30 protein-coding genes are annotated in these 24,436 nt (G+C 61.0%); 19 read left to right on the forward strand and 11 right to left on the reverse strand.

Translation table 11 applies throughout. The annotated features are described in order from the left end of the window. From AB4O12_RS19695 to pilG, 4 genes are all read right to left on the reverse strand, one after another. A complete protein-coding gene (locus AB4O12_RS19695; protein ID WP_041476807.1) occupies positions 1-2,049 on the reverse strand; it encodes a methyl-accepting chemotaxis protein in 2,049 nt (682 codons plus the stop codon). 210 nt (positions 2,050-2,259) lie between these two features. After that, entirely contained in the window at positions 2,260-2,799 is a 540-nt protein-coding gene (locus tag AB4O12_RS19700; protein WP_016772745.1) for a chemotaxis protein CheW, read from the reverse strand. A gap of 10 nt (positions 2,800-2,809) precedes the next feature. After that, complete coding sequence (gene pilH / locus AB4O12_RS19705; protein WP_038359614.1) at positions 2,810-3,175, reverse strand: twitching motility response regulator PilH; 366 nt, start codon at positions 3,173-3,175, stop codon at positions 2,810-2,812. A gap of 60 nt (positions 3,176-3,235) precedes the next feature. Beyond that, a complete protein-coding gene (pilG, locus tag AB4O12_RS19710; protein WP_460059584.1) occupies positions 3,236-3,640 on the reverse strand; it encodes a twitching motility response regulator PilG in 405 nt (134 codons plus the stop codon). 225 nt (positions 3,641-3,865) lie between these two features. On the opposite strand from pilG, the gene gshB reads away from it, so the two are divergent. The 7 genes from gshB (at position 3,866) to AB4O12_RS19745 (ending at position 10,097) form a co-directional block, all read left to right on the forward strand. After that, positions 3,866-4,837, forward strand: a complete 972-nt coding sequence (gene gshB, locus AB4O12_RS19715; RefSeq protein WP_460059586.1) for a glutathione synthase — start codon at positions 3,866-3,868, stop codon at positions 4,835-4,837. A 107-nt stretch (positions 4,838-4,944) separates the two neighbouring features. After that, positions 4,945-5,844: an energy transducer TonB gene (locus tag AB4O12_RS19720; protein ID WP_039757551.1), complete on the forward strand. Its 900-nt coding sequence runs from the start codon at positions 4,945-4,947 to the stop codon at positions 5,842-5,844. Positions 5,845-6,199: 355 nt separating this feature from the next. Further along, complete coding sequence (locus AB4O12_RS19725) at positions 6,200-6,772, forward strand: YqgE/AlgH family protein (RefSeq protein WP_150636915.1); 573 nt, start codon at positions 6,200-6,202, stop codon at positions 6,770-6,772. Beyond that, the gene (gene ruvX, locus AB4O12_RS19730) at positions 6,772-7,209 is read left to right on the forward strand and encodes a Holliday junction resolvase RuvX (protein ID WP_041476809.1); all 438 of its coding nucleotides are present in this window, start codon (positions 6,772-6,774) and stop codon (positions 7,207-7,209) included. The genes AB4O12_RS19725 and ruvX overlap by 1 nt, the downstream gene beginning before the upstream one ends. Before the next feature lie 81 nt (positions 7,210-7,290). After that, positions 7,291-7,797: a bifunctional pyr operon transcriptional regulator/uracil phosphoribosyltransferase PyrR gene (gene pyrR / locus AB4O12_RS19735; protein WP_016772737.1), complete on the forward strand. Its 507-nt coding sequence runs from the start codon at positions 7,291-7,293 to the stop codon at positions 7,795-7,797. Between the two features lie 27 nt (positions 7,798-7,824). After that, on the forward strand, positions 7,825-8,829 hold the full coding sequence (locus AB4O12_RS19740; protein ID WP_016772736.1) for an aspartate carbamoyltransferase catalytic subunit: 1,005 nt from the start codon (positions 7,825-7,827) through the stop codon (positions 8,827-8,829). Continuing rightward, positions 8,826-10,097 carry a dihydroorotase gene (locus AB4O12_RS19745; protein WP_024014656.1) on the forward strand — a complete coding sequence of 424 codons (1,272 nt, stop codon included), beginning with the start codon at positions 8,826-8,828 and terminating at the stop codon, positions 10,095-10,097. The genes AB4O12_RS19740 and AB4O12_RS19745 overlap by 4 nt, the downstream gene beginning before the upstream one ends. Positions 10,098-10,180: 83 nt before the next feature. On the opposite strand, the gene AB4O12_RS19750 is transcribed toward AB4O12_RS19745, so the two are convergent. Beyond that, positions 10,181-10,615 carry an NINE protein gene (locus AB4O12_RS19750; RefSeq protein WP_056786390.1) on the reverse strand — a complete coding sequence of 145 codons (435 nt, stop codon included), beginning with the start codon at positions 10,613-10,615 and terminating at the stop codon, positions 10,181-10,183. A gap of 248 nt (positions 10,616-10,863) precedes the next feature. Between AB4O12_RS19750 and AB4O12_RS19755 the strand changes: the two genes are divergently transcribed. Continuing rightward, on the forward strand, positions 10,864-11,481 hold the full coding sequence (locus AB4O12_RS19755; protein ID WP_024014657.1) for a C40 family peptidase: 618 nt from the start codon (positions 10,864-10,866) through the stop codon (positions 11,479-11,481). A gap of 150 nt (positions 11,482-11,631) precedes the next feature. Here the strand turns inward: AB4O12_RS19755 and AB4O12_RS19760 are convergent, their stop codons facing one another. Continuing rightward, positions 11,632-12,666 carry a type IV pilus twitching motility protein PilT gene (locus AB4O12_RS19760; protein ID WP_016772732.1) on the reverse strand — a complete coding sequence of 345 codons (1,035 nt, stop codon included), beginning with the start codon at positions 12,664-12,666 and terminating at the stop codon, positions 11,632-11,634. A 56-nt stretch (positions 12,667-12,722) separates the two neighbouring features. Between AB4O12_RS19760 and AB4O12_RS19765 the strand changes: the two genes are divergently transcribed. The 10 genes from AB4O12_RS19765 (at position 12,723) to AB4O12_RS19810 (ending at position 20,165) form a co-directional block, all read left to right on the forward strand. After that, positions 12,723-13,409, forward strand: coding sequence for a YggS family pyridoxal phosphate-dependent enzyme (locus AB4O12_RS19765; protein ID WP_071172225.1), 687 nt, complete (start codon positions 12,723-12,725; stop codon positions 13,407-13,409). 23 nt (positions 13,410-13,432) lie between these two features. Then, positions 13,433-14,251, forward strand: a complete 819-nt coding sequence (gene proC, locus AB4O12_RS19770; RefSeq protein ID WP_460059592.1) for a pyrroline-5-carboxylate reductase — start codon at positions 13,433-13,435, stop codon at positions 14,249-14,251. A gap of 11 nt (positions 14,252-14,262) precedes the next feature. After that, positions 14,263-14,853: a YggT family protein gene (locus tag AB4O12_RS19775; protein ID WP_039757546.1), complete on the forward strand. Its 591-nt coding sequence runs from the start codon at positions 14,263-14,265 to the stop codon at positions 14,851-14,853. 254 nt (positions 14,854-15,107) lie between these two features. Next, complete coding sequence (gene metX / locus AB4O12_RS19780) at positions 15,108-16,247, forward strand: homoserine O-succinyltransferase MetX (RefSeq protein WP_024014658.1); 1,140 nt, start codon at positions 15,108-15,110, stop codon at positions 16,245-16,247. Between the two features lie 7 nt (positions 16,248-16,254). Next, the gene (gene metW, locus AB4O12_RS19785) at positions 16,255-16,875 is read left to right on the forward strand and encodes a methionine biosynthesis protein MetW (protein ID WP_056786380.1); all 621 of its coding nucleotides are present in this window, start codon (positions 16,255-16,257) and stop codon (positions 16,873-16,875) included. Positions 16,876-16,901: 26 nt separating this feature from the next. Continuing rightward, entirely contained in the window at positions 16,902-17,336 is a 435-nt protein-coding gene (locus AB4O12_RS19790; RefSeq protein WP_460059595.1) for a DUF4426 domain-containing protein, read from the forward strand. After that, positions 17,333-17,929: an RdgB/HAM1 family non-canonical purine NTP pyrophosphatase gene (gene rdgB, locus AB4O12_RS19795; protein WP_108225072.1), complete on the forward strand. Its 597-nt coding sequence runs from the start codon at positions 17,333-17,335 to the stop codon at positions 17,927-17,929. The genes AB4O12_RS19790 and rdgB overlap by 4 nt, the downstream gene beginning before the upstream one ends. After that, positions 17,926-19,131: a radical SAM family heme chaperone HemW gene (hemW, locus tag AB4O12_RS19800; RefSeq protein ID WP_460059598.1), complete on the forward strand. Its 1,206-nt coding sequence runs from the start codon at positions 17,926-17,928 to the stop codon at positions 19,129-19,131. Before rdgB ends, hemW begins: the two co-directional genes overlap by 4 nt. A gap of 22 nt (positions 19,132-19,153) precedes the next feature. Further along, positions 19,154-19,477, forward strand: a complete 324-nt coding sequence (locus AB4O12_RS19805; protein ID WP_008083808.1) for a DUF3392 domain-containing protein — start codon at positions 19,154-19,156, stop codon at positions 19,475-19,477. A gap of 139 nt (positions 19,478-19,616) precedes the next feature. Beyond that, positions 19,617-20,165, forward strand: a complete 549-nt coding sequence (locus AB4O12_RS19810) for an RNA 2'-phosphotransferase (protein ID WP_460059600.1) — start codon at positions 19,617-19,619, stop codon at positions 20,163-20,165. 129 nt (positions 20,166-20,294) lie between these two features. Here AB4O12_RS19810 and trmB read toward each other — a convergent pair whose 3' ends face one another. From trmB to AB4O12_RS19830, 4 genes are all read right to left on the reverse strand, one after another. Next, positions 20,295-21,020 (reverse strand): tRNA (guanosine(46)-N7)-methyltransferase TrmB, encoded by a 726-nt coding sequence (gene trmB / locus AB4O12_RS19815; RefSeq protein ID WP_024014663.1) that lies wholly within the window; start codon positions 21,018-21,020, stop codon positions 20,295-20,297. Positions 21,021-21,029: 9 nt separating this feature from the next. Beyond that, a complete protein-coding gene (locus AB4O12_RS19820) occupies positions 21,030-21,824 on the reverse strand; it encodes a thiazole synthase (RefSeq protein ID WP_041476820.1) in 795 nt (264 codons plus the stop codon). Positions 21,825-21,885: 61 nt separating this feature from the next. Further along, positions 21,886-22,086: a sulfur carrier protein ThiS gene (thiS, locus tag AB4O12_RS19825; RefSeq protein ID WP_038861193.1), complete on the reverse strand. Its 201-nt coding sequence runs from the start codon at positions 22,084-22,086 to the stop codon at positions 21,886-21,888. Between the two features lie 71 nt (positions 22,087-22,157). Continuing rightward, complete coding sequence (locus AB4O12_RS19830) at positions 22,158-22,538, reverse strand: DUF423 domain-containing protein (protein WP_460059603.1); 381 nt, start codon at positions 22,536-22,538, stop codon at positions 22,158-22,160. A gap of 74 nt (positions 22,539-22,612) precedes the next feature. Here AB4O12_RS19830 and mtgA point away from each other — a divergent pair, with 74 nt between their 5' ends. Beyond that, positions 22,613-23,335 (forward strand): monofunctional biosynthetic peptidoglycan transglycosylase, encoded by a 723-nt coding sequence (gene mtgA, locus AB4O12_RS19835; RefSeq protein ID WP_071172216.1) that lies wholly within the window; start codon positions 22,613-22,615, stop codon positions 23,333-23,335. A 179-nt stretch (positions 23,336-23,514) separates the two neighbouring features. Here the strand turns inward: mtgA and rpoH are convergent, their stop codons facing one another. Next, positions 23,515-24,369: an RNA polymerase sigma factor RpoH gene (rpoH, locus tag AB4O12_RS19840; RefSeq protein ID WP_016772717.1), complete on the reverse strand. Its 855-nt coding sequence runs from the start codon at positions 24,367-24,369 to the stop codon at positions 23,515-23,517. Between the last annotated feature and the right edge of the window lie 67 nt (positions 24,370-24,436).

Raw genomic sequence — 24,436 nt, forward strand, 5'->3', positions numbered from 1 at the left:
TCACGCTTTATCTGTCGCCGCCGGCAAGGTGAAACCGGACACCGAACGGCGCAACTGACTGGCCATTTTCGCCAGGTTGCCGATGCTCTCGGCGGTGGCCGTGGACCCCGACGAAGTCTGCGAGGTGATCTGCTGGATCACGTTCATCGTCAGCGAGATCTGCCCGGCCGAAGACGTCTGCTGTTGCGCCGCGTTGGAAATGCTCTGGATAAGCGCCGCGAGGGTCTTGGACACGCCTTCGATTTCTTCCAGGGCCACACCGGCATCCTGCGCCAGTCGCGCGCCGCGCACCACTTCGGTGGTGGTCTGCTCCATGGAAATCACCGCTTCGTTGGTGTCGGCCTGAATCGCCCGCACCAGGGTTTCGATCTGCCGGGTCGCGGCGGATGAACGTTCGGCCAGCCGTTGCACTTCGTCGGCAACCACGGCAAAACCGCGCCCGGCGTCGCCGGCCATCGATGCCTGGATCGCCGCGTTGAGGGCGAGGATGTTGGTCTGGTCGGCGATGTCGTCGATCAGGCTGACGATGTCGCCGATTTCCTGGGACGACTCGCCGAGGCGCTTGATGCGCTTGGCGGTGTCCTGAATCTGTTCGCGGATGTTGTCCATGCCGTGGATGGTGTTGTGCACCACCTCGTTGCCCTTGTTGGCGATTTCCACGGAACGCTCGGCCACCGCCGACGATTCGGCAGCGTTGGCCGAGACCTGATCGATGGACTCGGCCATGTCGCTGATCGCTGTCGAGGCTTCGGAAATCTGCTGGGCCTGTTGCTCAGACGCTTGGGCCAGATGCATGGCGGTGGCCTGGGTTTCCTGCACAGCGGCGGCAACCTGGCCGGCGGTGAGGTTGATGGTGGCTACCAGATCACGCAATTGGTCGACGGAATAGTTGATCGAGTCGGCGATGGTGCCGGTGAAGTCTTCGGTCACTGAAGCGGTCACGGTGAGGTCGCCATCGGCGAGGTCTTCGATTTCGTCGAGCAGGCGCATGATCGCGTTCTGGTTGCGCTCGTTCTTCTCGGCGGTTTCACGCAACTGGCGATTGGTTTCGCGGACCATGACCAGACCGATGAGGATGATCGAGGCCAGCGCCAGCAGGCCCAGCACATAGCCGCCAATGGTGTCGGTGTTGCGCCCGCCGGCCAGATGCTCGAAACCTGTAGCAAGGTGTGAGGCTTCGTCGAGCAGGGTTTGCGACAGGGTGAAGATGTTGCTGGCCGACTCGCGGACCTTGAACAGCTCTGGCGAGGTTTCGAGGATTTCGTCCACCGAGCCGGAGACGAACTGGAACAGCTCGGAGATTTCGCTCAAACGCGCACGGGCGTCGCGGTCTTCGACCTGGCTGATTTTCAGCGCCGGGTTGCCTTGCAACATGCCGTTAAGCACCAGGCCGAAACGCGCGGCATCGCGGCCAAAGGCGTCGGCGGCCTGCTGCGAGTTTTCGTCACCGGCAAGCACCGTGTTGACGGCACCGAGGATGCGTTCGGCAAGCAACGATTGCCGTTGCGCCATTGCCACCTGCGCCGCCGGGGCGCCGCGCTGGAGCAGGATTTCCACGACTTTTTCGTATTCGATCTGCAACTGCGGCACGGTTTCGGCCAGCGTCGCGGCGACCTGATGCAGCGACAGCACGGTCTGTTCGCTGCTGAGGATCGCATCGGTGTTTTTCAACAGGCGCTCCCAGTCCATCTGCACCGCGCGCATTTCCGGGCGCACGGCGACGGGTGCCGGCGGCAGGCCGGTGTTCGGGTCACCCTTCTTCAGGTAGCCCCAGCGCTGGGCAAAATCGTTGCGCGCATCACTGAGCAGTTTGAAGGCGGCCGCCTTGCCCGCCGCCGCTTCGGTGGCGTTCTTGGCGATGCGTTGCGAGAGCACGCGCAGTTCGCCGGCATGGCCGATGTACTGCTTGTCGTAGTTCGCCTGGGTGTTGAGGTACGCGAAGTTGGCGAACAGCAGCATGATGAACACGATCAGTGCGATAAACAGCACGATGATCTGTGCGCGACTGCGCGATGCTTCTGCCGACTTGCCTGTTTTTGCTTTTGTCATCGGTCCTCGCCTATGAAACCTGCCATGGCCCTTGTGGGAGCGAACCTTGCTGGCGAGGGGATTTATCCCCGTTCGGCTGCGAAGCAGTCGCAAAAATATCGCATGCGCTGACAGTGTCAGGCATTGCAGTTTTTGGGGCCGCTGCGCGACCCAACGGGGATAAATCCCCTCGCCACATGGCTCGCGTCCACATGGGTTCTGTTGTTCGTGCTAAAGAGCGACACCCATGAACACCGGGGATCTGGCCAGTGCGAACAGGCTGAACACCCGCCAGTTCTGTTCACGGCGGAAATAGCCTTTGACGAATTCGGCCTTGGAGCCCTGGCGCTTGCTGATCGACAGCGGCTCGAAACTGCCCTGTTCGAAATGCTGCAAGCCGATGACTTCGTCGACCATTACCCCGGCGAACACGTCTTCATGTTCCACCACCAATACCCGCCGTTGTTTGCGCAGCGGCGACAGCTCATGGCCGAAGAAGCCGCACAGGTCCATGATCGGCAGCAGCCGCCCGCGCAGATTGGCGACACCCTTGACCCACGGCTTGACCCCGGGCAACTGGGTGAAGCGCGGTTCATGCAGGACTTCGCTGACTTCGCCCATCGGCGCCACATACCAATGCTCGCCGAGGCGAAAGCCGATGCCGCTCCAGCGATCCGGGCGCGCCGCTTGCGACGGCAGGTCCGCTGCCAGCAGGCGGCAGCGCTGGTCGATCTGCCAGAGCAGTTCGAACGCGGTCAGCGATTCGTTCATGATCGCGCGATCAGCCGTTGAGTACGTTGTTCAGGGTCTTGATCAGGGTGTCTTCGTCGACCGGTTTGGTCAGGTAATCCTTGGCGCCCTGGCGGGTGCCCCAGACCTTGTCGGTCTCCTGATCCTTGGTGGTGATGATGATCACCGGGATGTGGCTGGTATCGGCATCCTTGGTCAACTGGCGGGTCGCCTGAAAACCGTTGAGACCGGGCATGACGATGTCCATCAGCACCGCGTCGGGTTTTTCCTGACGGGCCAGGGCCACGCCGTCGGCGCCGTTCTCGGCCTTGAGCACTTCATGACCGTGCTTTTCGAGCATGCCGGTGAGTTTGTACATTTCAGTCGGCGAATCATCGACGATCAGGATACGTGCCATGGTCTTCCCCATTTTTCTGGTCGACTGCCGGCCCGCTGGCCGAGCGTCACTGTGCGTGTCTTACTGCGGCAAAACGGCGGCGAAGCCCGGAACATGGGCCTGGATCGCGTTGAGCAGTTCTTCTTTGCTGAACGGTTTGGTCAGAAATTGATCAGAGCCGACAATCCGCCCCTTGGCCTTGTCGAACAGACCGTCCCCGGACGACAGCATGATCACCGGCGTCGCCTTGAAGGCGCTGTTGTTCTTGATCAGGGCGCAGGTCTGATAACCGTCCAGACGCGGCATCATGATATCGACAAAGATGATCCCGGGATGGTGGTCGGCAATCTTCGCCAGCGCATCGAAACCGTCGATGGCGGTGATCACTTCGCAACCGACATTCTTCAACAATGTTTCGGCGGTGCGGCGAATCGTTTTCGAGTCGTCGATCACCATGACCTTCAAGGCGCTGGACTGCTGTTCCATAAGAGGGTTCTACCGTCGCCTTTGCGAATCAAATTGTCCGTTTTGCTGTGAATAATGGCCTGAAACCCTTGAAACCCATGGGGCGGCGCGATCTGCCAGCCTTTTTAGCACAGTCTCCAGATGCAATCTATCGACGGGTTTTTCCTTGACCCGAAACCCGCCCGGCGCCACTCTGGCGGCACTTTTTCAATACCGATCCGGTAGCCAAATTTCGAGGAAAACCCAATGAGCGTTCGCGTCGGGATTGTCATGGACCCTATCGCCAGCATCTCCTATAAAAAGGATAGCTCGCTGGCCATGCTGCTGGCCGCGCAGAAGCGTGGCTGGGAACTGTTCTACATGGAACAGAAAGACCTGTATCAGGCCGAAGGCCAGGCGCGGGCGCGGATGAGCCCGCTGAAAGTCTTCGCCAACCCGGACAAATGGTTCGAGCTGGACGCCGAACAGGACAAGCTGCTGAGCGACCTGGACGTGATCCTGATGCGCAAGGATCCGCCGTTCGACATGGAGTTCGTCTACTCCACTTATCTGCTGGAACAGGCCGAAGCCGCTGGCGTGCTGGTGGTGAACAAGCCGCAGAGCCTGCGCGACTGCAATGAAAAGCTGTTCGCCACGCTGTTTCCGCAGTGCACGCCGCCGACCATCGTCAGCCGCCGCCCGGACGTATTGCGTGAGTTCGCCGACCATCACGGTGACGTGATCCTCAAGCCGCTGGACGGCATGGGCGGTTCGTCGATCTTCCGCCACACCGCCGGCCACCCGAACCTCTCGGTAATCCTCGAAACCCTGACCCTGCACGGCAAGCAGCAGATCATGATTCAGGGTTACCTGCCGGCGATCGTCGATGGCGACAAGCGCATCCTGATGATCGATGGCGAGCCGGTGGATTACTGCCTGGCGCGGATTCCGGCGCTGGGCGAAACCCGTGGCAACCTCGCCGCCGGTGGCCGTGGCGAAGCGCGTCCGCTGACCGAGACGGATCGCTGGATCGCCGCCCAGGTCGGCCCGACCTTGCGCGAGAAAGGCCTGCTGTTTGTCGGCCTCGACGTGATCGGCGAGCACCTGACCGAAATCAACGTCACCAGCCCGACCTGCATCCGCGAAATCGACAATGCGTTCGGCACTGATATCGGCGGGATGCTGATGGATGCGATCGATAAAAAGCTGCAAGCGGCCGGCAAAAAGCCACAAGCTTGATGTACGTCACATGCAGCCTGTCGCTTGAAGCGTGAAGCCCAAGGCGCGAAACCAACATTGCGTTATCATGCGCAGCCTCTGAAAAACGCGATGTTGGTTTTCTTGTCATGACCCTCCCGTCCGATCTGCCCGCTGAACTCGCCCATCGTGGCGTGCGCCCGGCCGATCGCCTCGGTTTTACCCTGTTTCTCGCGGCGCTGATTCACCTGGCGCTGCTGCTCGGCGTCGGCTTCACCATGGTCGAGCCGCAGCAGATCAGCAAAACCCTGGAAATCACCCTGGCCACCTTCAAGGCCGAGAAGAAGCCGGAAAAGGCAGATTTTCTCGCTCAGGAAAACCAGGAAGGCAGCGGCACGCTGGACAAGAAAGCCCTGCCCAAGACCACCGAAGTCGCGCCCTTCCAGGACAATCAGGTCAAAAAGGTCACCCCGCCGCCCGCCGCCAAGCCTGTGGTGCAGGAAGCGGCACCGAAGGCAGCGGTGACCACCGTCGCGCCGAAACCGAAAAAGGCGCCGACCAAGAAAGAAGAAAGCAAAACCGAAGTCAAACCGACCGTCGACGCGCCGGTGTTCGACAGCTCGCAGTTGTCCAGCGACATCGCCAGCCTCGAAGCAGAGCTGGCCAAGGAACAACAGCTGTACGCCAAGCGCCCGCGCATCCACCGCTTGAGCGCGGCCTCGACCATGCGCGACAAGGGCGCCTGGTACAAGGACGACTGGCGCAAGAAGGTCGAGCGCATCGGCAACCTCAACTACCCCGAAGAAGCACGGCGCAAGCAGATCTACGGCAATTTGCGCCTGATGGTCTCGATCAACCGCGACGGTTCGCTGTATGAGGTGCTGGTGCTCGAATCCTCCGGCCAGCCGCTGCTCGATCAGGCCGCGCAGCGCATCGTCCGCCTGGCCGCGCCGTTTGCACCGTTTACCGGCGATCTGTCGGACATCGACCGCCTGGAAATCATCCGCACCTGGAAATTTGCCCGGGGCGACAAGCTCTCAAGCAACTGAATATTTATGTGGCGAGGGGATTTATCTGTGGCGAGGGGATTTATCCCCGCTCGGCTGCGCAGCAGCCGCAAAACCATTCCATACGGAGTGTCAGGCAGAACCCATCAAGCGATTCAGGGGCGCTTCGCGCCCCAACGGGGATAAATCCCCTAACCACAGATAAATCCCTTCACCACAGATAAATCCCTTCACCACAGATAAATCCCCTAACCACAGATAAATTCCCTAACCACAGATAAACTCCCTCACCACAGCAAATCCCCTCGCCACAAAAGCTCTGTTCCAATAATGGATCTGTGTTGTTGTCAGCATCTCCAGCTTGTCAGTTCGCCCCTCGAACGCCACACTAGCGCTCATGAAAAACGTCAGCCCCAGCTACCTCAAGCATCACTTCCTGATCGCCATGCCACACATGGCCGACCCGAACTTTGCCCACACCTTGACCTACATCGTCGAGCACACGGCCAATGGCGCGATGGGGCTGGTGGTCAACAGGCCGCAAGAGTTGAATCTGGCCGACATCCTTGAACAGTTGCGCCCGGACATCGAGCCGCCGGCACGCTGCCAGGATGTGCCGATCTTCATCGGCGGGCCGGTGCAGACCGATCGCGGTTTTGTCCTGCACCCGGCGGGCCAAACGTTCCAGGCCACGGCGCAACTGGATGGCGACCTGGCCCTGTCGACTTCGCAGGACGTGCTGTTCGCCATCGCTGACGGCGTCGGCCCCGCGCAGAGCCTGATTACCTTGGGTTACGCCGGCTGGGAAGCCGGGCAACTGGAAGCCGAACTGGCCGACAACGCCTGGCTGACCTGCCCGTTCAACGCCGACATCCTGTTCAACACTCGCAGCGAATTGCGCCTGGAAGCGGCAGCGCGGCATCTGGGCATCGATCTCAATCTGCTCACCAGCCAGGCAGGTCACGCCTGATGGCCCTGCGCCTGATTCTCGGCTTCGACTACGGCACCAAACAGATCGGCGTCGCGGTCGGCCAGGTCATCACCGGCCAGGCCCGCGAGCTGTGCACCCTCAAAGCACAGAATGGCGTGCCGAACTGGGATCAGGTCGAAGCGCTGATAAAAGAATGGAAACCCGACGCCGTGGTGGTCGGCCTGCCGCTGAACATGGACGGCACGCCCAGCGACATGTGCGTGCGCGCCGAGAAATTCGCCCGCCGCCTCAACGGCCGCTACAACCTGCCCTTCTATACCCACGACGAACGCCTGACCACTTTCGAAGCCAAGGGCGAGCGACTGGTGCGTGGCGGGCAGAAAGGCAGTTACCGCGACAACCCGGTGGACGCCATCGCCGCTGCCCTGCTGCTGCAGGGCTGGCTCGATGAAAACACTGCATTGTTTGAATCCTGACAAGCGCTTCGGCGCTTTTCTTTTGGTTATAAACCGAGCTTCGTCCGGCAGGACGCAGCGCGGAATCACGAAGGAGCAACCATGAGCCTGCCCAATCCCGCCGATCTGATCAGCCAGATGGCGACCCGCCTCAAGGCGCACCTTGCCCAGCGTGACATCAGCGAACCGCGTTACATCGGCATCCGCACCGGCGGCATCTGGGTCGCGCAGGCGCTGCTCAAGGAACTGAACAGCGATGCGCCACTGGGCACGCTGGATGTGTCCTTCTACCGCGACGACTTCAGCCAGAACGGCCTGCACCCGCAAGTGCGCCCGTCCGCCCTGCCCTTCGAGATCGAAGGCCAGCATCTGGTGCTGATCGACGACGTGCTGATGAGCGGTCGGACCATCCGCGCCGCCATGAATGAACTGTTCGATTACGGCCGCCCGGCCAGCGTCACCCTGGTCTGCCTGCTGGACCTGGACGCCGGCGAGCTGCCGATCCGCCCGAACGTGGTCGGCGCCACCCTGACCCTGGCCGGCAACCAGCGGGTCAAGTTGTCCGGCCCCGAGCCGCTGACGCTCGAACTGCAAGACGTCACCCTTTAATCCGCCCTATTGAGAGTCCCCCTCGCGATGACGCCTCTAGATACCAAGCGCCCGCTGCAGCTCAATGATCAGGGCCAGCTGCGCCACTTCCTCTCGCTCGACGGCCTGCGCCGCGAGTTGCTGACGGAAATCCTCGACACTGCCGACTCGTTCCTTGAAGTCGGTGCCCGGGCGGTGAAGAAAGTCCCGTTGCTGCGCGGCAAGACCGTGTGCAATGTGTTCTTCGAGAACTCCACGCGCACCCGCACCACGTTTGAACTGGCGGCCCAACGGTTGTCGGCAGACGTAATCACCCTGAACGTGTCGACATCGTCGGCGAGCAAGGGCGAAACGCTGCTCGATACCCTGCGCAACCTTGAGGCGATGGCCGCCGACATGTTCGTCGTGCGCCACGGCGACTCGGGCGCGGCGCACTTCATCGCCGAGCATGTCTGCCCGCAGGTGGCGATCATCAACGGCGGCGACGGCCGGCATGCGCACCCGACCCAAGGCATGCTCGACATGCTCACCATCCGTCGGCACAAGGGCGGTTTCGAAAACCTCTCGGTGGCGATCGTCGGCGACATCCTCCATTCGCGGGTGGCGCGCTCGAACATGCTCGCGCTGAAAACCCTCGGCTGCCCGGATATCCGCGTGATCGCGCCGAAAACCCTGCTGCCGATCGGCATCGAGCAATACGGCGTCAAGGTCTACACCGACATGGCTGAAGGCCTGAAAGACGTCGACGTGGTGATCATGCTGCGCCTGCAGCGTGAACGCATGACCGGTGGCCTGCTGCCCAGCGAAGGCGAGTTCTACCGCCTGTTCGGCCTGACCACCGCGCGTCTGGCCGGGGCCAAACCCGATTGCATCGTCATGCACCCGGGGCCGATCAACCGTGGCGTGGAGATCGAGTCGGCGGTGGCCGACGGCCCGCACTCGGTGATCCTCAATCAAGTGACCTACGGCATCGCGATTCGTATGGCCGTGCTGTCCATGGCCATGAGCGGGCAGACTGCGCAACGTCAATTCGAGCAGGAGAACGCCCAGTGAAGCTCAGCATTCTCGGCGCACGCGTCATCGATCCCAGCAGCGGCCTGGATCAAATCACCGACATCCACGTTGAAGCCTGCAAGATCGTCGCCCTCGGCGCCGCACCGGCCGGTTTCAGCGCAGTAGAAACCATCGATGCCCAAGGTCTGGTCGCCGCGCCTGGCCTGGTCGACCTCAACGTTGCCCTGCGCGAGCCGGGCTACAGCCGCAAAGGCTCGATCGTCAGCGAAACCCGCGCCGCCGCTGCCGGTGGCGTGACCAGCCTGTGCTGCCCGCCGAAGACCAGACCGGTGCTCGACACCTCAGCCGTCGCCGAACTGATCCTCGACCGCGCCCGCGAAGCCGGCAACACCAAGGTGTTCCCGATCGGCGCGCTGAGCAAAGGTCTCGACGGTGAGCAATTGGCCGAACTGGTGGCCTTGCGCGACGCCGGATGCGTGGCGTTCGGCAACGGTCTGGAGAGCTTTCGCAACAGCCGCACCCTGTGCCGGGCGCTGGAATATGCGGCGACTTTCGACCTGACGGTGATCTTCAACTCGCAGGATCACGATCTGGCCGAGGGCGGTCTGGCCCACGAAGGCGCGGTCGCCAGTTTCCTTGGCCTGCCGGGGATTCCGGAGACGGCGGAAACCGTGGCGCTGGCTCGCGATCTGCTGCTGGTCGAGCAAACCGGCGTACGTGCGCATTTCAGCCAGTTGACCAGTGCGCGCGGTGTGGCGCTGATTGCCCAAGCGCAGGCCCGTGGCCTGAAAGTCACCGCGGATGTAGCGCTGTATCAGCTGATCCTGACTGACGAAGCCCTGATCGACTTCAACAGCCTCTACCACGTGCAACCGCCGCTGCGCACCCGCGCCGACCGCGATGGCCTGCGTGAGGCAGTGAAGTCCGGGGTGGTTTCGGCCATTTCCAGCCATCACCAGCCCCACGAGCGCGACGCCAAACTGGCACCGTTCGGCGCCACCGAGCCGGGCATCAGCAGTGTTGAGTTGCTGCTGCCGCTGGCGATGACGCTGGTTGAGGATGGTTTGCTCGACTTGCCGACGCTATTGGCTCGGTTGAGCGCAGGCCCGGCCGAAGCGCTGCGCCTGCCGGCGGGCAAACTGGCGGTGGGCGGTGCGGCGGATATCGTGCTGTTCGATCCGAAGTCATCCACGGTGGCCGGTGAACAATGGCTGTCGAAGGGCGAGAACTGCCCGTTCATCGGGCATAGTCTGCCGGGCGTGGTGCGCTATACGCTGGTGGATGGGCGGATTACGCACCAGGCTTGATAGCCAGTTGACCCCTTCGCGAGCAGGCTCGCTCCCACAGGTATTGCGGTGATTCCTGTGGGAGCGAGCCTGCTCGCGAAAGCTTACTGGATGGCGCCGCGATTCTGCGCGTTGCGCACCGACACCTGATCGTTCAGGGTCCAGAAGTCATACAGCACGCCAATAAAGAACAACCCGCCGGTCAGCAGATATAGCAGGCCGCTGATCCATTTGCCCTGATACATCCGGTGCACGCCGAACACACCGAGGAAAGTCAGCAGAATCCACGCGACGTTGTACTCGATCGGCCCGGCAGCAAAGCGCAAATCCGCTTCGCGATCCATCGCCGGGATCAGAAACAGGTCGATCAGCCAGCCAATCCCCAGCAAACCGAAGGTGAAGAACCAGATCGTCCCGGTCACCGGTTTGCCGTAGTAAAAGCGGTGCGCGCCAGTGAATCCGAAAATCCACAGCAGGTAGCCGATGACTTTGCTGTGAGTGTCTTTTTCTTTCACGCGGGGGAGCTGATAGCTGTTCATTAAGACCTCATTGCACTCGATAGATAAATATTCTTCATTTCTTTGTGACTTTTTTACAGGTGGCCGACGTATGGCAAATGTTACCGTTGCTAGCGCGAAACCCTTGTAGAACCTGACTTCTGTCGGACAATTGCGTACTTTTTGAGCGTTTTTGGTTCCGTAGCCGGCGGAATGAATCGATGAACGGCCTCGGAACGGTAAAAAAAGCTGTTATAAAGTTGCGCGCTATCACTTATGAGCCACGCCTAATGCGACCATTTTTCAAGACATGGCTGACTATTTGCCTATTAATGCCACTGGCCGCCCACGCCACCAATCGTGAGCAACGTCTTCCCAACGTCAACGGCTTCACCCCTAAATCCCATGCTTCGGCTCCATCGAGCAAAAGCAGCAAGAGCAAGACCACCACGCTGAGCAGCAAGAGCCGCAGCAAGCTGGTGCCACCGATGGCGAGCAAGGAAAGCAGCAATGTGCTGAGCCGTGCGGTAAACGTCCTCGGTACACCTTATCGTTGGGGCGGCAGCAGCCCAAGTAAAGGCTTCGATTGCAGCGGTCTGGTGAAATACGCGTTCAACGACGCTACTTTCGACCTGCCACGCACCTCCAACGCCATGGCCAGCGGTCACGGCGAGAAAGTCGAGCGCAAGGATCTGAAGCCGGGCGATCTGATTTTCTTCAACATCAAGAGCCGTCGGGTCAACCACGTTGCCATCTACCTGGGCAACGACCGCTTCATCCACGCCCCGCGCCGTGGCAAAGCGGTGAGCATCGACACGCTGAACAAGCCGTACTGGGAAAAGCATTACGTCGTGGCCAAGCGCGTATTGCCGAAAGAACAACAGCAGCTGCGCGTAGTCCAGCGCTGAGCTGTTTGATCTCCTGAATCAGCTTCAGCAGTACCGGCCTTTTCGCGAGCAGGCTCGCTCCCACAGAAGAATGCATTCCAGCTGAAGGAATGCGGTTTGATGTGGGAGCGAGCCTGCTCGCGAAGGGGCCGGCAGCCGCACCAGCGACCCTCAGAAATTATCAGGCGTACGCGCCTTCTCCCGCGCATGCTCGCGGCTGATCAGGCCCTTGGTCACCAGATCCTTCAGGCACATATCGAGTGTCTGCATCCCCAACGACCCACCGGTCTGAATCGCCGAATACATCTGCGCCACCTTGTCCTCGCGAATGAGGTTACGGATCGCCGATGTCCCGAGCATGATTTCATGCGCCGCCACCCGCCCGCCGCCGATCTTCTTGATCAACGTCTGCGACACCACCGCCAGCAACGACTCTGACAGCATCGAACGCACCATCGACTTCTCGTCGCCGGGAAACACGTCGACCACGCGGTCGATGGTCTTCGCCGCCGAGGTCGTGTGCAGGGTGCCGAACACCAGATGCCCGGTCTCGGCGGCGGTCAGCGCCAGGCGAATGGTTTCCAGATCACGCATTTCGCCGACCAGAATCACGTCCGGGTCTTCACGCAAGGCCGAGCGCAGTGCGGTGGCGAAGCTGCGCGTATCGCGATGGACTTCGCGCTGATTGATCAGGCATTTGCGCGATTCATGGACGAACTCGATGGGGTCCTCAATGGTGAGGATGTGGTGATGGCGATGGGTGTTGAGGTAATCGATCATCGCCGCCAGCGTGGTCGATTTGCCGGAGCCGGTCGGCCCGGTGACCAGCACCAGCCCGCGCGGCGCATCGGTGATCTTGCGGAAAACATCGCCCATGGCGAGGTCTTCCATGCTCAGCACTTTCGACGGAATAGTGCGGAACACGGCGCCAGCGCCACGGTTCTGGTTGAATGCGTTGACCCGAAAGCGCGCCACGCCGGGTACATCGAAGGAAAAATCCGTTTCCAGATTTTTCTCGAATTCGATGCGCTGGGTGTCGTTCATGATGTCGTAGATCAGATCGTGCACTTGCTTGTGATCCAGCGCCGGCAGATTGATCCGTCGCACGTCGCCATCGACACGGATCATCGGCGGCAGGCCGGCCGACAGGTGCAGGTCGGAAGCGCCCTGTTTGGCGCTGAAGGCCAGCAGTTCAGTGATATCCATAGCGTCCCTCAATTCCAGTAGAATGCCGCGAACCTACAGACCGCCGGCGCCTCTTGATGTCCACGATAGCAGACAACATTCTTCAGGTTAGTTCGCGCATCCAGGCAGCGGCGAAAGCTGCGCACCGCGACGAAAACAGCATCCATTTGCTCGCCGTGAGCAAGACCAAACCCGCCCAGGCTCTGCGTGAAGCCTATGCCGCCGGGCTGCGCGACTTCGGCGAGAACTACTTGCAGGAAGCCTTGGGCAAACAGCTGGAGCTGGCCGACCTGCCCTTGATCTGGCACTTCATAGGCCCCATTCAATCGAACAAGACTCGCGCGATTGCCGAGCATTTCGACTGGGTGCACTCCGTGGATCGTCTGAAAATTGCCCAACGCCTGTCCGAGCAGCGCCCTGCCGAACTGCCGCCCCTGAACATCTGCATTCAGGTCAATGTCAGCGGCGAGGCGAGCAAATCCGGTTGCACCCCGGCCGATCTGCCGGCGCTGGCCGAGGCCATCAGCGCCCTGCCCCGGCTGAAATTGCGCGGACTGATGGCGATTCCCGAGCCGACCGAAGAGCGCGCTGAACAGGACGCTGCCTTCGCCGCCGTGCAGACATTGCAGGCGAGCCTCGCTCTGCCGCTCGACACATTGTCCATGGGCATGAGCCACGACCTCGAGTCGGCCATTGCCCAAGGCGCCACCTGGGTGCGGATCGGTACCGCGCTGTTTGGCGCCAGAGATTACTCCCAGTCTTGAACGTTTCCAGATAAGGACCACACATGAGCAACACACGTATTGCGTTTATCGGTGCGGGCAACATGGCGGCCAGTCTGATTGGCGGCTTGCGCGCCAAAGGTCTGGAAGCGGCGCAGATCCGCGCCAGCGATCCGAGCGAAGACACCCGCGCCAAAGTCAGCGCCGAGCACGGCATCAAAACCTTCGCTGACAACGCCCAGGCCATCGACGGCGTCGATGTCATCGTGCTGGCGGTCAAGCCACAGGCGATGAAAGCCGTGTGCGAGGCGATTCGCCCAAGCCTGAAACCGAATCAACTGGTGGTGTCGATCGCCGCCGGCATAACCTGCGCGAGCATGACCGCGTGGCTCGGCGAACAGCCAATCGTGCGCTGCATGCCGAACACCCCGGCGCTGCTGCGTCAGGGTGTCAGCGGTTTGTACGCGACCAGCGAAGTAACCGCCGAGCAGCGTCAGCAAGCCGAAGAGCTGCTGTCCGCCGTCGGCATCGCCCTGTGGCTGGAAGAAGAACAGCAACTGGACGCGGTCACCGCAGTGTCCGGCTCCGGCCCGGCGTACTTCTTCCTGCTGATCGAAGCCATGACCGCCGCCGGCGTCAAACTTGGCCTGCCACAAGAGATCGCTGAGCAACTGACCGTGCAGACCGCTCTGGGCGCCGCGCACATGGCGGTGTCCAGCGATGTCGACGCCGCCGAATTGCGTCGCCGCGTGACCTCGCCAAACGGCACCACGGAAGCAGCGATCAAATCATTCCAGGCTGGCGGCTTCGAAGCGCTGGTTGAAACCGCACTCGGCGCCGCCGCGCACCGCTCGGCCGAAATGGCCGAACAACTGGGCAAATAAAGGAGCCTTACATGATCGGATTGAACACCGCAGCGGTTTACGTGCTGCAAACCCTCGGCAGCCTGTACCTGCTGATCGTGCTGCTGCGCTTCGTCCTGCAACTGGTGCGGGCGAACTTCTATAACCCGCTGTGCCAGTTCGTGGTCAAGGCCACCCAGCCGCTGCTCAAGCCTTTGCGCCGGATCATCCCGAGCCTGTTCGGCCTCGACATGTCGTCGCTGGTGCTGGCGATTCTGGTGCAACTGCTGCTGATGGCGCTGACCCTGCTGCTGACCTACGGCACCACTGGCAATCCGCTGCAACTGTTGATCTGGTCGCTGATCGGCGTCACTGCACTGTTCCTGAAGATCTTCTTCTTCGCTCTGATCATCAGCGTGATTCTGTCGTGGGTCGCACCGGGCAGCCACAATCCGGGCGCTGAGCTGGTCAACCAGATCTGCGAGCCGGCGCTGGCACCGTTCCGCCGCTTCCTGCCGAACCTTGGTGGCCTGGATCTGTCGCCGATCTTCGCCTTCCTTGCGCTGAAATTGATAGACATGCTGGTGATCAACAATCTGGCGGCGATGACGATGATGCCGGAAATCCTGCGCTTGCTGATGTGAGGTGAGAGGGATTGGCGCTCGGCTTGATATGGCGTCGTCTGCGCCCCTCACCCCAGCCCTCTCCCAAGGGAGAGGGAGCCGATTTGTGTTGAGCTCAAGATTGGAGTTCGACTCGCAATTATCAGGTCGGCGCAGTTCGACAGAACACCTTGGTCAGTCCCCTCTCCCCTCTGGGAGAGGGTTAGGGTGAGGGCTGCTTGCCGCTAACCCCCCGGTCTTTAGACTTACGCCTCATTTCAACGAGAGCAGGGTCGATGCCAACTGCCTTTCCCGCCGATTCTGTTGGTCTGGTAACGCCGCAAACCGCGCATTTCAGCGAACCGCTGACGCTGGCCTGTGGCCGTTCGCTGGCCGCTTATGACCTGATTTATGAAACCTACGGCACGCTGAACGCCCAGGCGAGCAACGCCGTGCTGATCTGCCACGCGCTGTCCGGTCATCATCACGCCGCTGGTTATCACAGCGTCGACGACCGCAAGCCCGGTTGGTGGGACAGCTGCATCGGCCCCGGCAAGCCGATCGACACCAACAAGTTCTTTGTGGTCAGCCTGAACAACCTCGGCGGCTGCAACGGCTCCACCGGCCCGAGCAGTATCAACCCGGAGACCGGCAAGCCGTTCGGCGCCGATTTCCCGGTGCTCACCGTGGAAGACTGGGTGCACAGCCAAGCGCGCCTGGCTGACCTGCTCGGCATCGGCCAGTGGGCGGCGGTGATCGGCGGCAGCCTCGGCGGCATGCAGGCGTTGCAGTGGACCATCACCTACCCCGATCGCGTGCGGCACTGCCTGGCGATCGCCTCGGCACCAAAACTGTCGGCGCAGAACATCGCCTTCAACGAAGTCGCGCGCCAGGCGATCCTCACCGATCCGGAATTCCACGGCGGTTCGTTCCAGGAAGCCGGCGTGATCCCCAAGCGCGGGCTGATGCTCGCGCGCATGGTCGGGCACATTACCTATCTGTCCGACGACTCCATGGGTGAGAAATTCGGCCGCGGCCTGAAGAGCGAAAAGCTCAACTACGACTTCCACAGTGTCGAGTTCCAGGTCGAAAGCTACCTGCGTTATCAGGGCGAAGAGTTCTCCGGGCGCTTCGATGCCAACACTTATCTGTTGATGACCAAAGCGCTGGACTACTTCGATCCGGCGGCGAACTTCGACGATGATCTGGCGAAAACCTTCGAAAACGCCACGGCCAAGTTCTGCGTGATGTCGTTCACCACCGACTGGCGCTTCTCCCCGGCGCGCTCGCGGGAACTGGTGGATGCGCTGATGGCCGCGCGCAAGGACGTCAGCTATCTGGAAATTGACGCACCGCAGGGCCACGACGCCTTCCTGATTCCGATCCCGCGTTACTTGCAGGCGTTCGGCAATTACATGAACCGCATTTCGTTGTGAGAAAGCCATGAGAGCTGATCTGGAAATCATCCAGGAATGGATCCCCGCCGGCAGCCGCGTCCTCGACCTGGGTTGCGGTGACGGCGAGCTGCTGACCTGGCTGCGCGACAACAAGAACGTCACCGGTTATGGCTTGGAAAACGACGCCGACAACATCGCCGAGTGCGTGGCCAAGGGCATCAACGTCATTGAGCAGGATCTGGACAAAGGCCTGGGCAACTTCGCCAGCAACAGTTTCGACATCGTCGTCATGACCCAGGCCCTGCAAGCGGTGCATTACCCGGACAAGATCCTCGACGAAATGCTCCGGGTCGGTCGCCAGTGCATCATTACCTTCCCCAACTTCGGTCACTGGCGCTGCCGCTGGTATCTGGCGAGCAAGGGCCGCATGCCGGTCTCGGAATTCCTGCCTTACACTTGGTACAACACGCCGAACATCCACTTCTGCACCTTCGAGGATTTCGAAGAACTGTGCCGCGAACGTGACGCCAAGGTCATTGATCGGCTTGCCGTGGATCAACAGCACCGCCACGGGTGGGCCAGTAAGCTATGGCCTAATCTGTTAGGTGAAATCGGTATCTACCGCGTCAGCAGTCCGCAGTTGGCGGACGCCCGAGTCGCGGTCTGAGCCAGGGCATTTGAAGGAGCACGAACATGAGCCGTCTAGCGTTGCTGTTACTCACCGCCTGCCTGAGCGCCAGCGCCATGGCGGCGGACGCCATCAAAGGTGAACGCAAGGAAACCTTTGGCGACATCACGGTGCACTACAACACTTTCAACTCGACGTTCCTGCAACCGGACATCGCCAAGGCTGCCGAGCTGATCCGCAGCAAGAACCAGGGCGTGATCAACGTCTCTGTGGTCAAGGACGGCAAACCGATGATCGCCAGCGTCACCGGCACGATCAAGGACCTGACCAGCAACAGCGTGGCGCTGAAATTCCGCCAGGTCACCGAACAGGGTGCGATCTACTACATCGCCCAGTACCCGGTGCCGCAGCAGGAAACCCGCACCTTTGAAATCAAGGTGCAGAACGGCGACAAGATCAACACCATCAATTTCAACCAAGAACTCTTTCCCGGCGAATGATGAACATCAAGCAGCTCGTACTGGCCAGCCATAACGCCGGCAAACTCAAAGAACTTCAGGCCATGCTCGGTGACTCGGTGCAACTGCGCTCGATTGGCGAGTGGAGCAAGGTCGAGCCGGAAGAAACCGGCCTGTCGTTTGTCGAGAACGCGATTCTCAAGGCGCGCAACGCCGCGCGCATTTCCGGGCTGCCGGCACTGGCCGATGATTCCGGGCTGGCGGTGGATTTCCTTGGCGGTGCGCCGGGTATCTACTCGGCGCGTTACGCCGACGGCCAGGGCGATGCGGCAAACAACGCCAAACTGCTCGATGCGCTGAAGGACGTGCCGCAAGCCGAGCGCGGCGCGCAGTTCGTCTGCGTATTGGCACTGGTGCGCCACGCCGATGATCCGCTGCCGATTCTCTGCGAAGGCCTGTGGCACGGGCGCATCCTCACCGCTGCCAGCGGCGAACACGGTTTCGGTTACGACCCGCTGTTCTGGGTGCCGGAACGTGACGTGTCCAGCGCCGAACTGAGCCCGGCCGACAAGAACCAGATCAGCCACCGCGCCCGTGCAATGGATCTGCTGCGCCAGCGTCTGGGCTTGAAATGACCACTGATTCTTCCGCGTCGTCGCTGATTATCGGCGGCGCCGCGTCCTCGCCTCGGGCGCCGCTGCCAACTCTGCCGCCCCTGGCGCTGTACATCCACATTCCGTGGTGTGTGCGCAAATGCCCGTATTGCGATTTCAACTCGCACACCGCCAGCCCGGTGCTGCCGGAGCAGGAATACGTCGACGCGCTGCTGGCCGATCTCGATCAGGATCTGCATGCGGTGTATGGCCGTGAGCTGACTTCGATTTTCTTCGGTGGCGGGACGCCGAGCCTGTTCAGCGCCGAAGCCCTCGGGCGTTTGCTGAAGGGCGTCGAACAGCGCATCCCGTTCGCCGCCGACATCGAAATCACCCTTGAGGCGAATCCGGGCACCTTCGAGCAAGAGAAGTTTGTCGCCTATCGCAAGCTGGGGATCAATCGGCTGTCGATCGGTATCCAGAGCTTTCAGCAGGAAAAGCTTGAGGCCCTCGGCCGCATCCACAACGGTGACGAAGCCGTGCGTGCGGCGGGCATGGCGCGACAGGCAGGGTTCGATAACTTCAACCTGGACTTGATGCACGGTTTGCCCGATCAGTCGCTGGACGATGCCCTGAGCGATCTGCGCCAGGCCATCGCGCTGAAGCCGACGCACATTTCCTGGTATCAACTGACGCTGGAGCCGAATACGGTGTTCTGGAATCAGCCGCCAGTGCTGCCGGAAGACGATACGCTGTGGGACATTCAGGAAGCCGGCCAGGCGCTGCTGGCCGAGCACGGTTACGCGCAGTACGAAGTGTCGGCGTATGCCCAGGCCGGTCGACCGGCGCGGCATAACCTTAATTACTGGAGCTTCGGCGACTTCATGGGCATCGGCGCCGGCGCCCATGGCAAGTTGAGCCACCCGGACGGGCGCATCGTGCGCACATGGAAAACCCGCCTGCCGAAGGATTATCTGAACCCGGCGAAAAGCTTTCAGGCCGGCGAGAAATCGCTGAGCAATGACGAGATGCCGTTCGAGTTCCTGATGAACGCCCTGCGCCTGACTGCCGGGGTCGAATCGCGCCTGTATCCGGAGCGCACCGGCCTGTCGCTGGACACCCTCGCCGAAGGCCGGCGCGAGGCCGAACAAAGCGGTCTGTTGCAGGTCGAACCGTCACGCCTGGCGGCGACCGAACGCGGCCAGCTGTTCCTCAACGATTTGCTGCAACAATTTCTGAACTGACTTCAGCTCAAAGGGAAAACGCATGGATTTGATACTCGACCTGCTGGCCACCGTCTCCCGCTGGAGCCGCAGCAATCTCTCGGAAATCGCTTTGGCGCTGGTCGGTTGCCTGCTGGTGCTGTTCGGCGCTGACTTCAAAGGCTGGGTCGAGCAACGCCTGGGCAGCATCGCCGGCGCCCTGCGCGTGCCCCTGATGGCCCTGCTCTGCCTGATCGGCAGCGGCGCCGCGCTGATCTACGCCACGCCATGGGTGATCAAAGGCCTGAGCCAGTTCAACAACTACAGCCTGGCGCCGGTGCTGCTGGTAGTGCTGGTGTTGATCGGTGTGGTTGCTGATCGCCGCTGACCCCGCAAACACCCCAAAACAAAATGTGGGAGCGAGCCTGCTCGCGAAGGCGTCTTGACATCCAACATCATCGTTGATCGTCAGACCGCTTTCGCGAGCAGGCTCGCTCCCACAGTTGATCGCAATGAAAGGGAAGTTCATGAGTAAAAAACTACTGGATGAGACGAGCAAATTTCTTAGCTTCGTGTTGCGTCACGAGCCTCAGGCGATTGGTCTTACGCTGGATTCGGATGGCTGGGCAAATATCGACGCACTGATCAGCGGCGCGGCGCGTGATGGCAGGCATTTAAGTCGTGAGCTGATTGAAAACGTCGTGACCAGCAGTGACAAGAAGCGTTTTACGATTTCCGCTGATGGCCACTGTATACGCGCTGTTCAAGGCCACTCGACGAAAAGCGTTGATCTGCAATTCGAGCAGAAACAGCCACCGCAAACGCTCTACCACGGAACAGCGACGCGTTTTCTCGACTCGATCCACAGACAAGGCTTGATTCCAGGACAACGCCATCAGGTGCATCTGTCCGACGAGATCGCCACCGCGTCGGCCGTGGGTCAACGCTACGGAACGCCAGTCGTTCTGAAGGTTGCCGCGAAGCAGATGGAAGAACAGGGCTTCAAGTTCTATCAGGCCGAAAATGGCGTCTGGTTGACAGAGCAGGTGCCCGCTCGATTTCTTGCCCCCCTGTAATCTCCTCATACACAAAACAATTGTGGGAGCGAGCCTGCTCGCGAAGGCGTCTTGACATCCAACATCATCGTTGATTGTCAGACCGCTTTCGCGAGCAGGCTCGCTCCCACAGTTTTTATTGCGTGATGCTTAAGCGATCTTTTCGAACTTCAGATCCCACACGCCATGGCCAAGGCGTTCGCCACGGCGTTCGAACTTGGTGATCGGGCGTTCGGCCGGGCGTGGGACGCATTTGCCGTCTTCGGCAAGGTTGCGGTAGCCGGGGGCGACGTTCATCACTTCCAGCATGTACTCGGCGTACGGTTCCCAGTCGGTGGCCATGTGCAGAATGCCGCCAACCTTCAACTTGCTACGCACCAGTTCGGCGAACGAGGCCTGGACGATGCGTCGCTTGTGGTGGCGGCTCTTGTGCCACGGATCCGGGAAAAACAGCATCAGGCGATCGAGGCTGTTGTCGGCGATGCAGCGGTTGAGCACTTCGATCGCGTCGCAATCGTAGACCCGCAGGTTGGTCAGCCCTTGGGTCAGCACGCCATTGAGCAGCGCGCCGACACCCGGACGGTGTACTTCAACACCGATGAAATCCTGCTCTGGAGCAGCAGCGGCCATTTCCAGCAGCGAGTGGCCCATGCCGAAACCAATTTCCAGCGAGCGCGGCGCCGAGCGGCCGAACACCTGGTCGTAATCGACCGGCGCATCGGCCAGCGGCAGCACGTACAGCGGCGCGCCCTGGTCCAGGCCGCGTTGCTGGCCTTCGGTCATGCGCCCGGCGCGCATCACGAAGCTCTTGATGCGGCGGTGTTGGCGCTCGTCGCCTTCGTCCGGCTGGACAGGCGTGTCGTTCGATTCAGTCATCAATGGCTCTTACTTGATCAGACCATCCAGCGGCGAAGAGGCGCTGGCATAGAGTTTTTTCGGCATGCGGCCGGCGAGGTACGCCAGGCGACCGGCGACGATGGCGTGCTGCATGGCTTGCGCCATCATGACCGGTTGCTGGGCGTGGGCGATGGCCGAGTTCATCAGTACAGCGTCGCAACCCAGTTCCATGGCGATGGTCGCGTCGGAAGCGGTACCGACGCCAGCATCCACCAGCACCGGGATCCTGGCTTCTTCGAGGATGATCTGCAGGTTGTACGGATTGCAGATACCCAGACCGGAGCCGATCAGACCGGCCAGCGGCATCACGGCGATGCAGCCGATTTCCGCCAACTGGCGAGCGATAATCGGGTCATCGCTGGTGTAGACCATCACGTCGAAGCCTTCCTTGACCAGGGTTTCGGCGGCCTTGAGGGTTTCGATCACGTTGGGGAACAGGGTTTTCTGGTCGGCCAGCACTTCCAGCTTCACCAGATTGTGGCCATCGAGCAGTTCACGCGCCAGGCGGCAGGTGCGCACGGCTTCGATGGCGTCGTAGCAACCGGCAGTGTTCGGCAGGAAGGTGTAGCGATCCGGCGACAGCACTTCGAGCAGGTTCGGCTCGCCTTCGATCTGGCCCAGGTTGGTGCGGCGTACGGCGAAGGTGACGATCTCGGCACCCGAGGCTTCGATGGCCTGGCGGGTTTCTTCCATGTCACGGTACTTGCCGGTACCGACCAGCAAACGCGACTGGTAAGTACGACCGGCCAGCACAAAAGGCTTGTCGCTACGAACGATGCTCATGGGGAATCCTCTTTAAGGGTGAGGGTCTTGCAGAATTCTGTGCCCTTGCGGGCCGGGACAATCAGCCGCCGCCGATGGCGTGGACCACTTCGACGTTGTCGCCGTCGTTCAACGTGGTGTCGGCATGCTGGCTGCGCGGGACGATGTCCAGATTGAGCTCGACCGCCACCCGACGTCCGGCCAGATCCAGACGGGTGATCAGGCCCGCAACGGTTTCACCGTCGGGCAATTCAAAGGACTCACCGTTCAACTGAATGCGCATGCACAACGCCGCCATCATTTTTAGGGGCTGGCATTCTAGCCCGATCATGACCTAAAGGTCAGTACCAAGCGTCAAGCGGTTAGCTGCAAGCGCCAGGCGGCGAGGCCGAGGCAAACCCAACCGATGAGAAACGCGAGGCCACCAAACGGCGTGATGATGCCGATTTTGCTGATGCCGGTCATGGTCAGCAGATACAGGCTGCCGGAGAACAACACAATGCCGACGGTGAAGGACAGGCCGGCCCAAGTAATCAGGCGCCCCTGAATCTGCGTGGCCAGCAGCGCAACGCCGAACAGCGCGAGTGTGTGCACCAATTGGTAGGTGACGCCAGTGTGGAAGATCGCCAGGTATTCCGGGGTCAGGCGGTTTTTCAGGCCATGGGCGGCGAACGCGCCCAGCGCAACACCGGTGAATCCGAAAAAAGCGGCCAGCATCAAAAAGCCACGCAGCATGGGGAACTCCAGTCAGACGCCATCGGCAGGGTCTGTATAATGGCCCGCTCCACGGGTTCGGCCAAGCCATCTCTATGCTGCGTTCAATTTTCCGTCGTCTCACGAAGGCTCTGCTCTGGTTCGCCGGCGGCAGTGTCTTGCTGGTGCTGGTGTTTCGCTTTGTGCCACCGCCGGGCACGGCGTTGATGGTCGAGCGCAAGGTCGAATCCTGGGTCGACGGCGAGCCGATTGATCTGCAGCGCACCTGGAAACCGTGGGGCGAAATCTCCGACGACCTGAAAGTGGCGGTGATTGCTGGCGAAGACCAGAAATTCCCCGAGCACTGGGGCTTCGATCTGCGCGCGATTCAGGCCGCTCTGGCCCACAACGAACTGGGCGGTTCGATTCGCGGTGCCAGCACCTTGAGCCAGCAGGTGTCGAAAAACCTCTTTCTCTGGTCGGGCCGCAGTTATCTGCGCAAAGGCCTGGAAGCGTGGTTTACCGCGCTGATCGAGGTGTTCTGGCCCAAGCAGCGGATTCTTGAGGTGTACCTGAACAGTGTCGAGTGGGATGACGGCGTGTTTGGCGCTGAAGCGGCGGCGCGGCATCACTTTGGCGTGAGCGCGAAGTCATTGTCGCGCCAGCAGGCGAGTTATCTGGCTGCCGTACTGCCCAATCCACGGGTGTGGAGCGCGAGTCATCCGACCGGTTATGTATCGCGCCGGGCTGGGTGGATTCGGCAGCAGATGAGTCAGTTGGGCGGAGACAGTTACTTGCTCGGGCTGAACGATTCGCGGCGGGCGCCTTGGGCTGAATAACACCGAAATTCCAATGTGGGAGCGAGCCTGCTCGCGAAAGCGGTGTGTCAGCTTGCATTGATGGCACTGATAAACCGCTTTCGCGAGCGGGCTCGCTCCCACAGGGATTTGTGTTGAAACAGAAATGAAAACGCCCCGATCATCGCTGATCGGGGCGTTTTTTATTGCTGATGCGCCGGTTACGCGGCGATCGACAACTTGAGCTTGTTCATCGCGCTCTTTTCGAGCTGACGGATTCGCTCGGCCGACACGTTGTACTTCTGCGCCAGGTCGTGCAGCGTGGCTTTCTCTTCCGCCAGCCAGCGCTGGTAGAGGATGTCGCGGCTACGCTCGTCCAGCACTTCCAGTGCTTCGTGCAGGTTGGTGTTGGAGTTGTCGCTCCAGTCGGCATCTTCCAGTTGACGCGCCGGGTCGTACCGGTGGTCTTCCAGATAGTTGGCCGGCGACTGGAAAGCACTGTCGTCGTCGGCTTCGGCAGCCGGGTCGAAGGCCATGTCGTGGCCGGTCAGGCGGCTTTCCATCTCGCGCACTTCACGTGGTTCGACGCCGAGGCTTTCCGCCACACGGTGGACTTCCTCGTTGTTCAGCCACGCCAGACGCTTCTTCTGGCTGCGCAGGTTGAAGAACAGCTTGCGCTGGGCCTTGGTGGTCGCGACTTTCACAATGCGCCAGTTGCGCAGGATGAACTCGTGAATTTCCGCCTTGATCCAGTGCACGGCGAACGACACCAGACGCACACCCATTTCCGGGTTGAAGCGCTTGACGGCCTTCATCAGGCCGACGTTACCTTCCTGGATCAGGTCAGCCTGAGCCAGACCGTAGCCGGAATAGCTACGGGCAATGTGTACGACAAAACGCAGGTGGGCGAGCACCATCTGCCGAGCCGCCCCCAAATCCTGCTCATAGTAGAGACTCTCGGCCAGTTCACGCTCCTGCTCCGGCGTCAGCAATGGAATGCTGTTGACGGTGTGCACATAAGCTTCCAGGTTCGCACCCGGAACCAGCGCATACGCAGGTTGCAAAGAATTGGTCATACGAAAAAACCTCCCACTCACATACTCGTGCCTCTCGGCACTGCGAAAAATTGACCGGGAACTCAGG

The organism is Pseudomonas sp. S2_A05 (assembly GCF_054668485.1).

Bases quoted from the DNA above. Each gene is read 5' to 3' on its own strand.
- hemW (WP_460059598.1), top strand. From the start codon at position 17,926: ATGACCACTGATTCTTCCGCGTCGTCGCTGATTATCGGCGGCGCCGCG.
- AB4O12_RS19750 (WP_056786390.1), bottom strand. From the start codon at position 10,615: ATGAACAGCTATCAGCTCCCCCGCGTGAAAGAAAAAGACACTCACAGC.
- gshB (WP_460059586.1), top strand. From the start codon at position 3,866: ATGAGCGTTCGCGTCGGGATTGTCATGGACCCTATCGCCAGCATCTCC.
- AB4O12_RS19760 (WP_016772732.1), bottom strand. From the start codon at position 12,666: ATGGATATCACTGAACTGCTGGCCTTCAGCGCCAAACAGGGCGCTTCC.
- pyrR (WP_016772737.1), top strand. From the start codon at position 7,291: ATGAGCCTGCCCAATCCCGCCGATCTGATCAGCCAGATGGCGACCCGC.
- rpoH (WP_016772717.1), bottom strand. From the start codon at position 24,369: ATGACCAATTCTTTGCAACCTGCGTATGCGCTGGTTCCGGGTGCGAAC.
- pilG (WP_460059584.1), bottom strand. From the start codon at position 3,640: ATGGAACAGCAGTCCAGCGCCTTGAAGGTCATGGTGATCGACGACTCG.
- AB4O12_RS19775 (WP_039757546.1), top strand. From the start codon at position 14,263: ATGATCGGATTGAACACCGCAGCGGTTTACGTGCTGCAAACCCTCGGC.
- AB4O12_RS19720 (WP_039757551.1), top strand. From the start codon at position 4,945: ATGACCCTCCCGTCCGATCTGCCCGCTGAACTCGCCCATCGTGGCGTG.
- AB4O12_RS19820 (WP_041476820.1), bottom strand. From the start codon at position 21,824: ATGAGCATCGTTCGTAGCGACAAGCCTTTTGTGCTGGCCGGTCGTACT.
- AB4O12_RS19810 (WP_460059600.1), top strand. From the start codon at position 19,617: ATGAGTAAAAAACTACTGGATGAGACGAGCAAATTTCTTAGCTTCGTG.
- mtgA (WP_071172216.1), top strand. From the start codon at position 22,613: ATGCTGCGTTCAATTTTCCGTCGTCTCACGAAGGCTCTGCTCTGGTTC.
- pilH (WP_038359614.1), bottom strand. From the start codon at position 3,175: ATGGCACGTATCCTGATCGTCGATGATTCGCCGACTGAAATGTACAAA.
- proC (WP_460059592.1), top strand. From the start codon at position 13,433: ATGAGCAACACACGTATTGCGTTTATCGGTGCGGGCAACATGGCGGCC.
- metX (WP_024014658.1), top strand. From the start codon at position 15,108: ATGCCAACTGCCTTTCCCGCCGATTCTGTTGGTCTGGTAACGCCGCAA.
- AB4O12_RS19740 (WP_016772736.1), top strand. From the start codon at position 7,825: ATGACGCCTCTAGATACCAAGCGCCCGCTGCAGCTCAATGATCAGGGC.
- ruvX (WP_041476809.1), top strand. From the start codon at position 6,772: ATGGCCCTGCGCCTGATTCTCGGCTTCGACTACGGCACCAAACAGATC.
- AB4O12_RS19700 (WP_016772745.1), bottom strand. From the start codon at position 2,799: ATGAACGAATCGCTGACCGCGTTCGAACTGCTCTGGCAGATCGACCAG.
- AB4O12_RS19695 (WP_041476807.1), bottom strand. From the start codon at position 2,049: ATGACAAAAGCAAAAACAGGCAAGTCGGCAGAAGCATCGCGCAGTCGC.
- rdgB (WP_108225072.1), top strand. From the start codon at position 17,333: ATGATGAACATCAAGCAGCTCGTACTGGCCAGCCATAACGCCGGCAAA.
- AB4O12_RS19725 (WP_150636915.1), top strand. From the start codon at position 6,200: ATGAAAAACGTCAGCCCCAGCTACCTCAAGCATCACTTCCTGATCGCC.
- AB4O12_RS19765 (WP_071172225.1), top strand. From the start codon at position 12,723: ATGTCCACGATAGCAGACAACATTCTTCAGGTTAGTTCGCGCATCCAG.
- AB4O12_RS19830 (WP_460059603.1), bottom strand. From the start codon at position 22,538: ATGCTGCGTGGCTTTTTGATGCTGGCCGCTTTTTTCGGATTCACCGGT.
- metW (WP_056786380.1), top strand. From the start codon at position 16,255: ATGAGAGCTGATCTGGAAATCATCCAGGAATGGATCCCCGCCGGCAGC.
- AB4O12_RS19805 (WP_008083808.1), top strand. From the start codon at position 19,154: ATGGATTTGATACTCGACCTGCTGGCCACCGTCTCCCGCTGGAGCCGC.
- trmB (WP_024014663.1), bottom strand. From the start codon at position 21,020: ATGACTGAATCGAACGACACGCCTGTCCAGCCGGACGAAGGCGACGAG.
- AB4O12_RS19790 (WP_460059595.1), top strand. From the start codon at position 16,902: ATGAGCCGTCTAGCGTTGCTGTTACTCACCGCCTGCCTGAGCGCCAGC.
- thiS (WP_038861193.1), bottom strand. From the start codon at position 22,086: ATGCGCATTCAGTTGAACGGTGAGTCCTTTGAATTGCCCGACGGTGAA.
- AB4O12_RS19755 (WP_024014657.1), top strand. From the start codon at position 10,864: ATGCGACCATTTTTCAAGACATGGCTGACTATTTGCCTATTAATGCCA.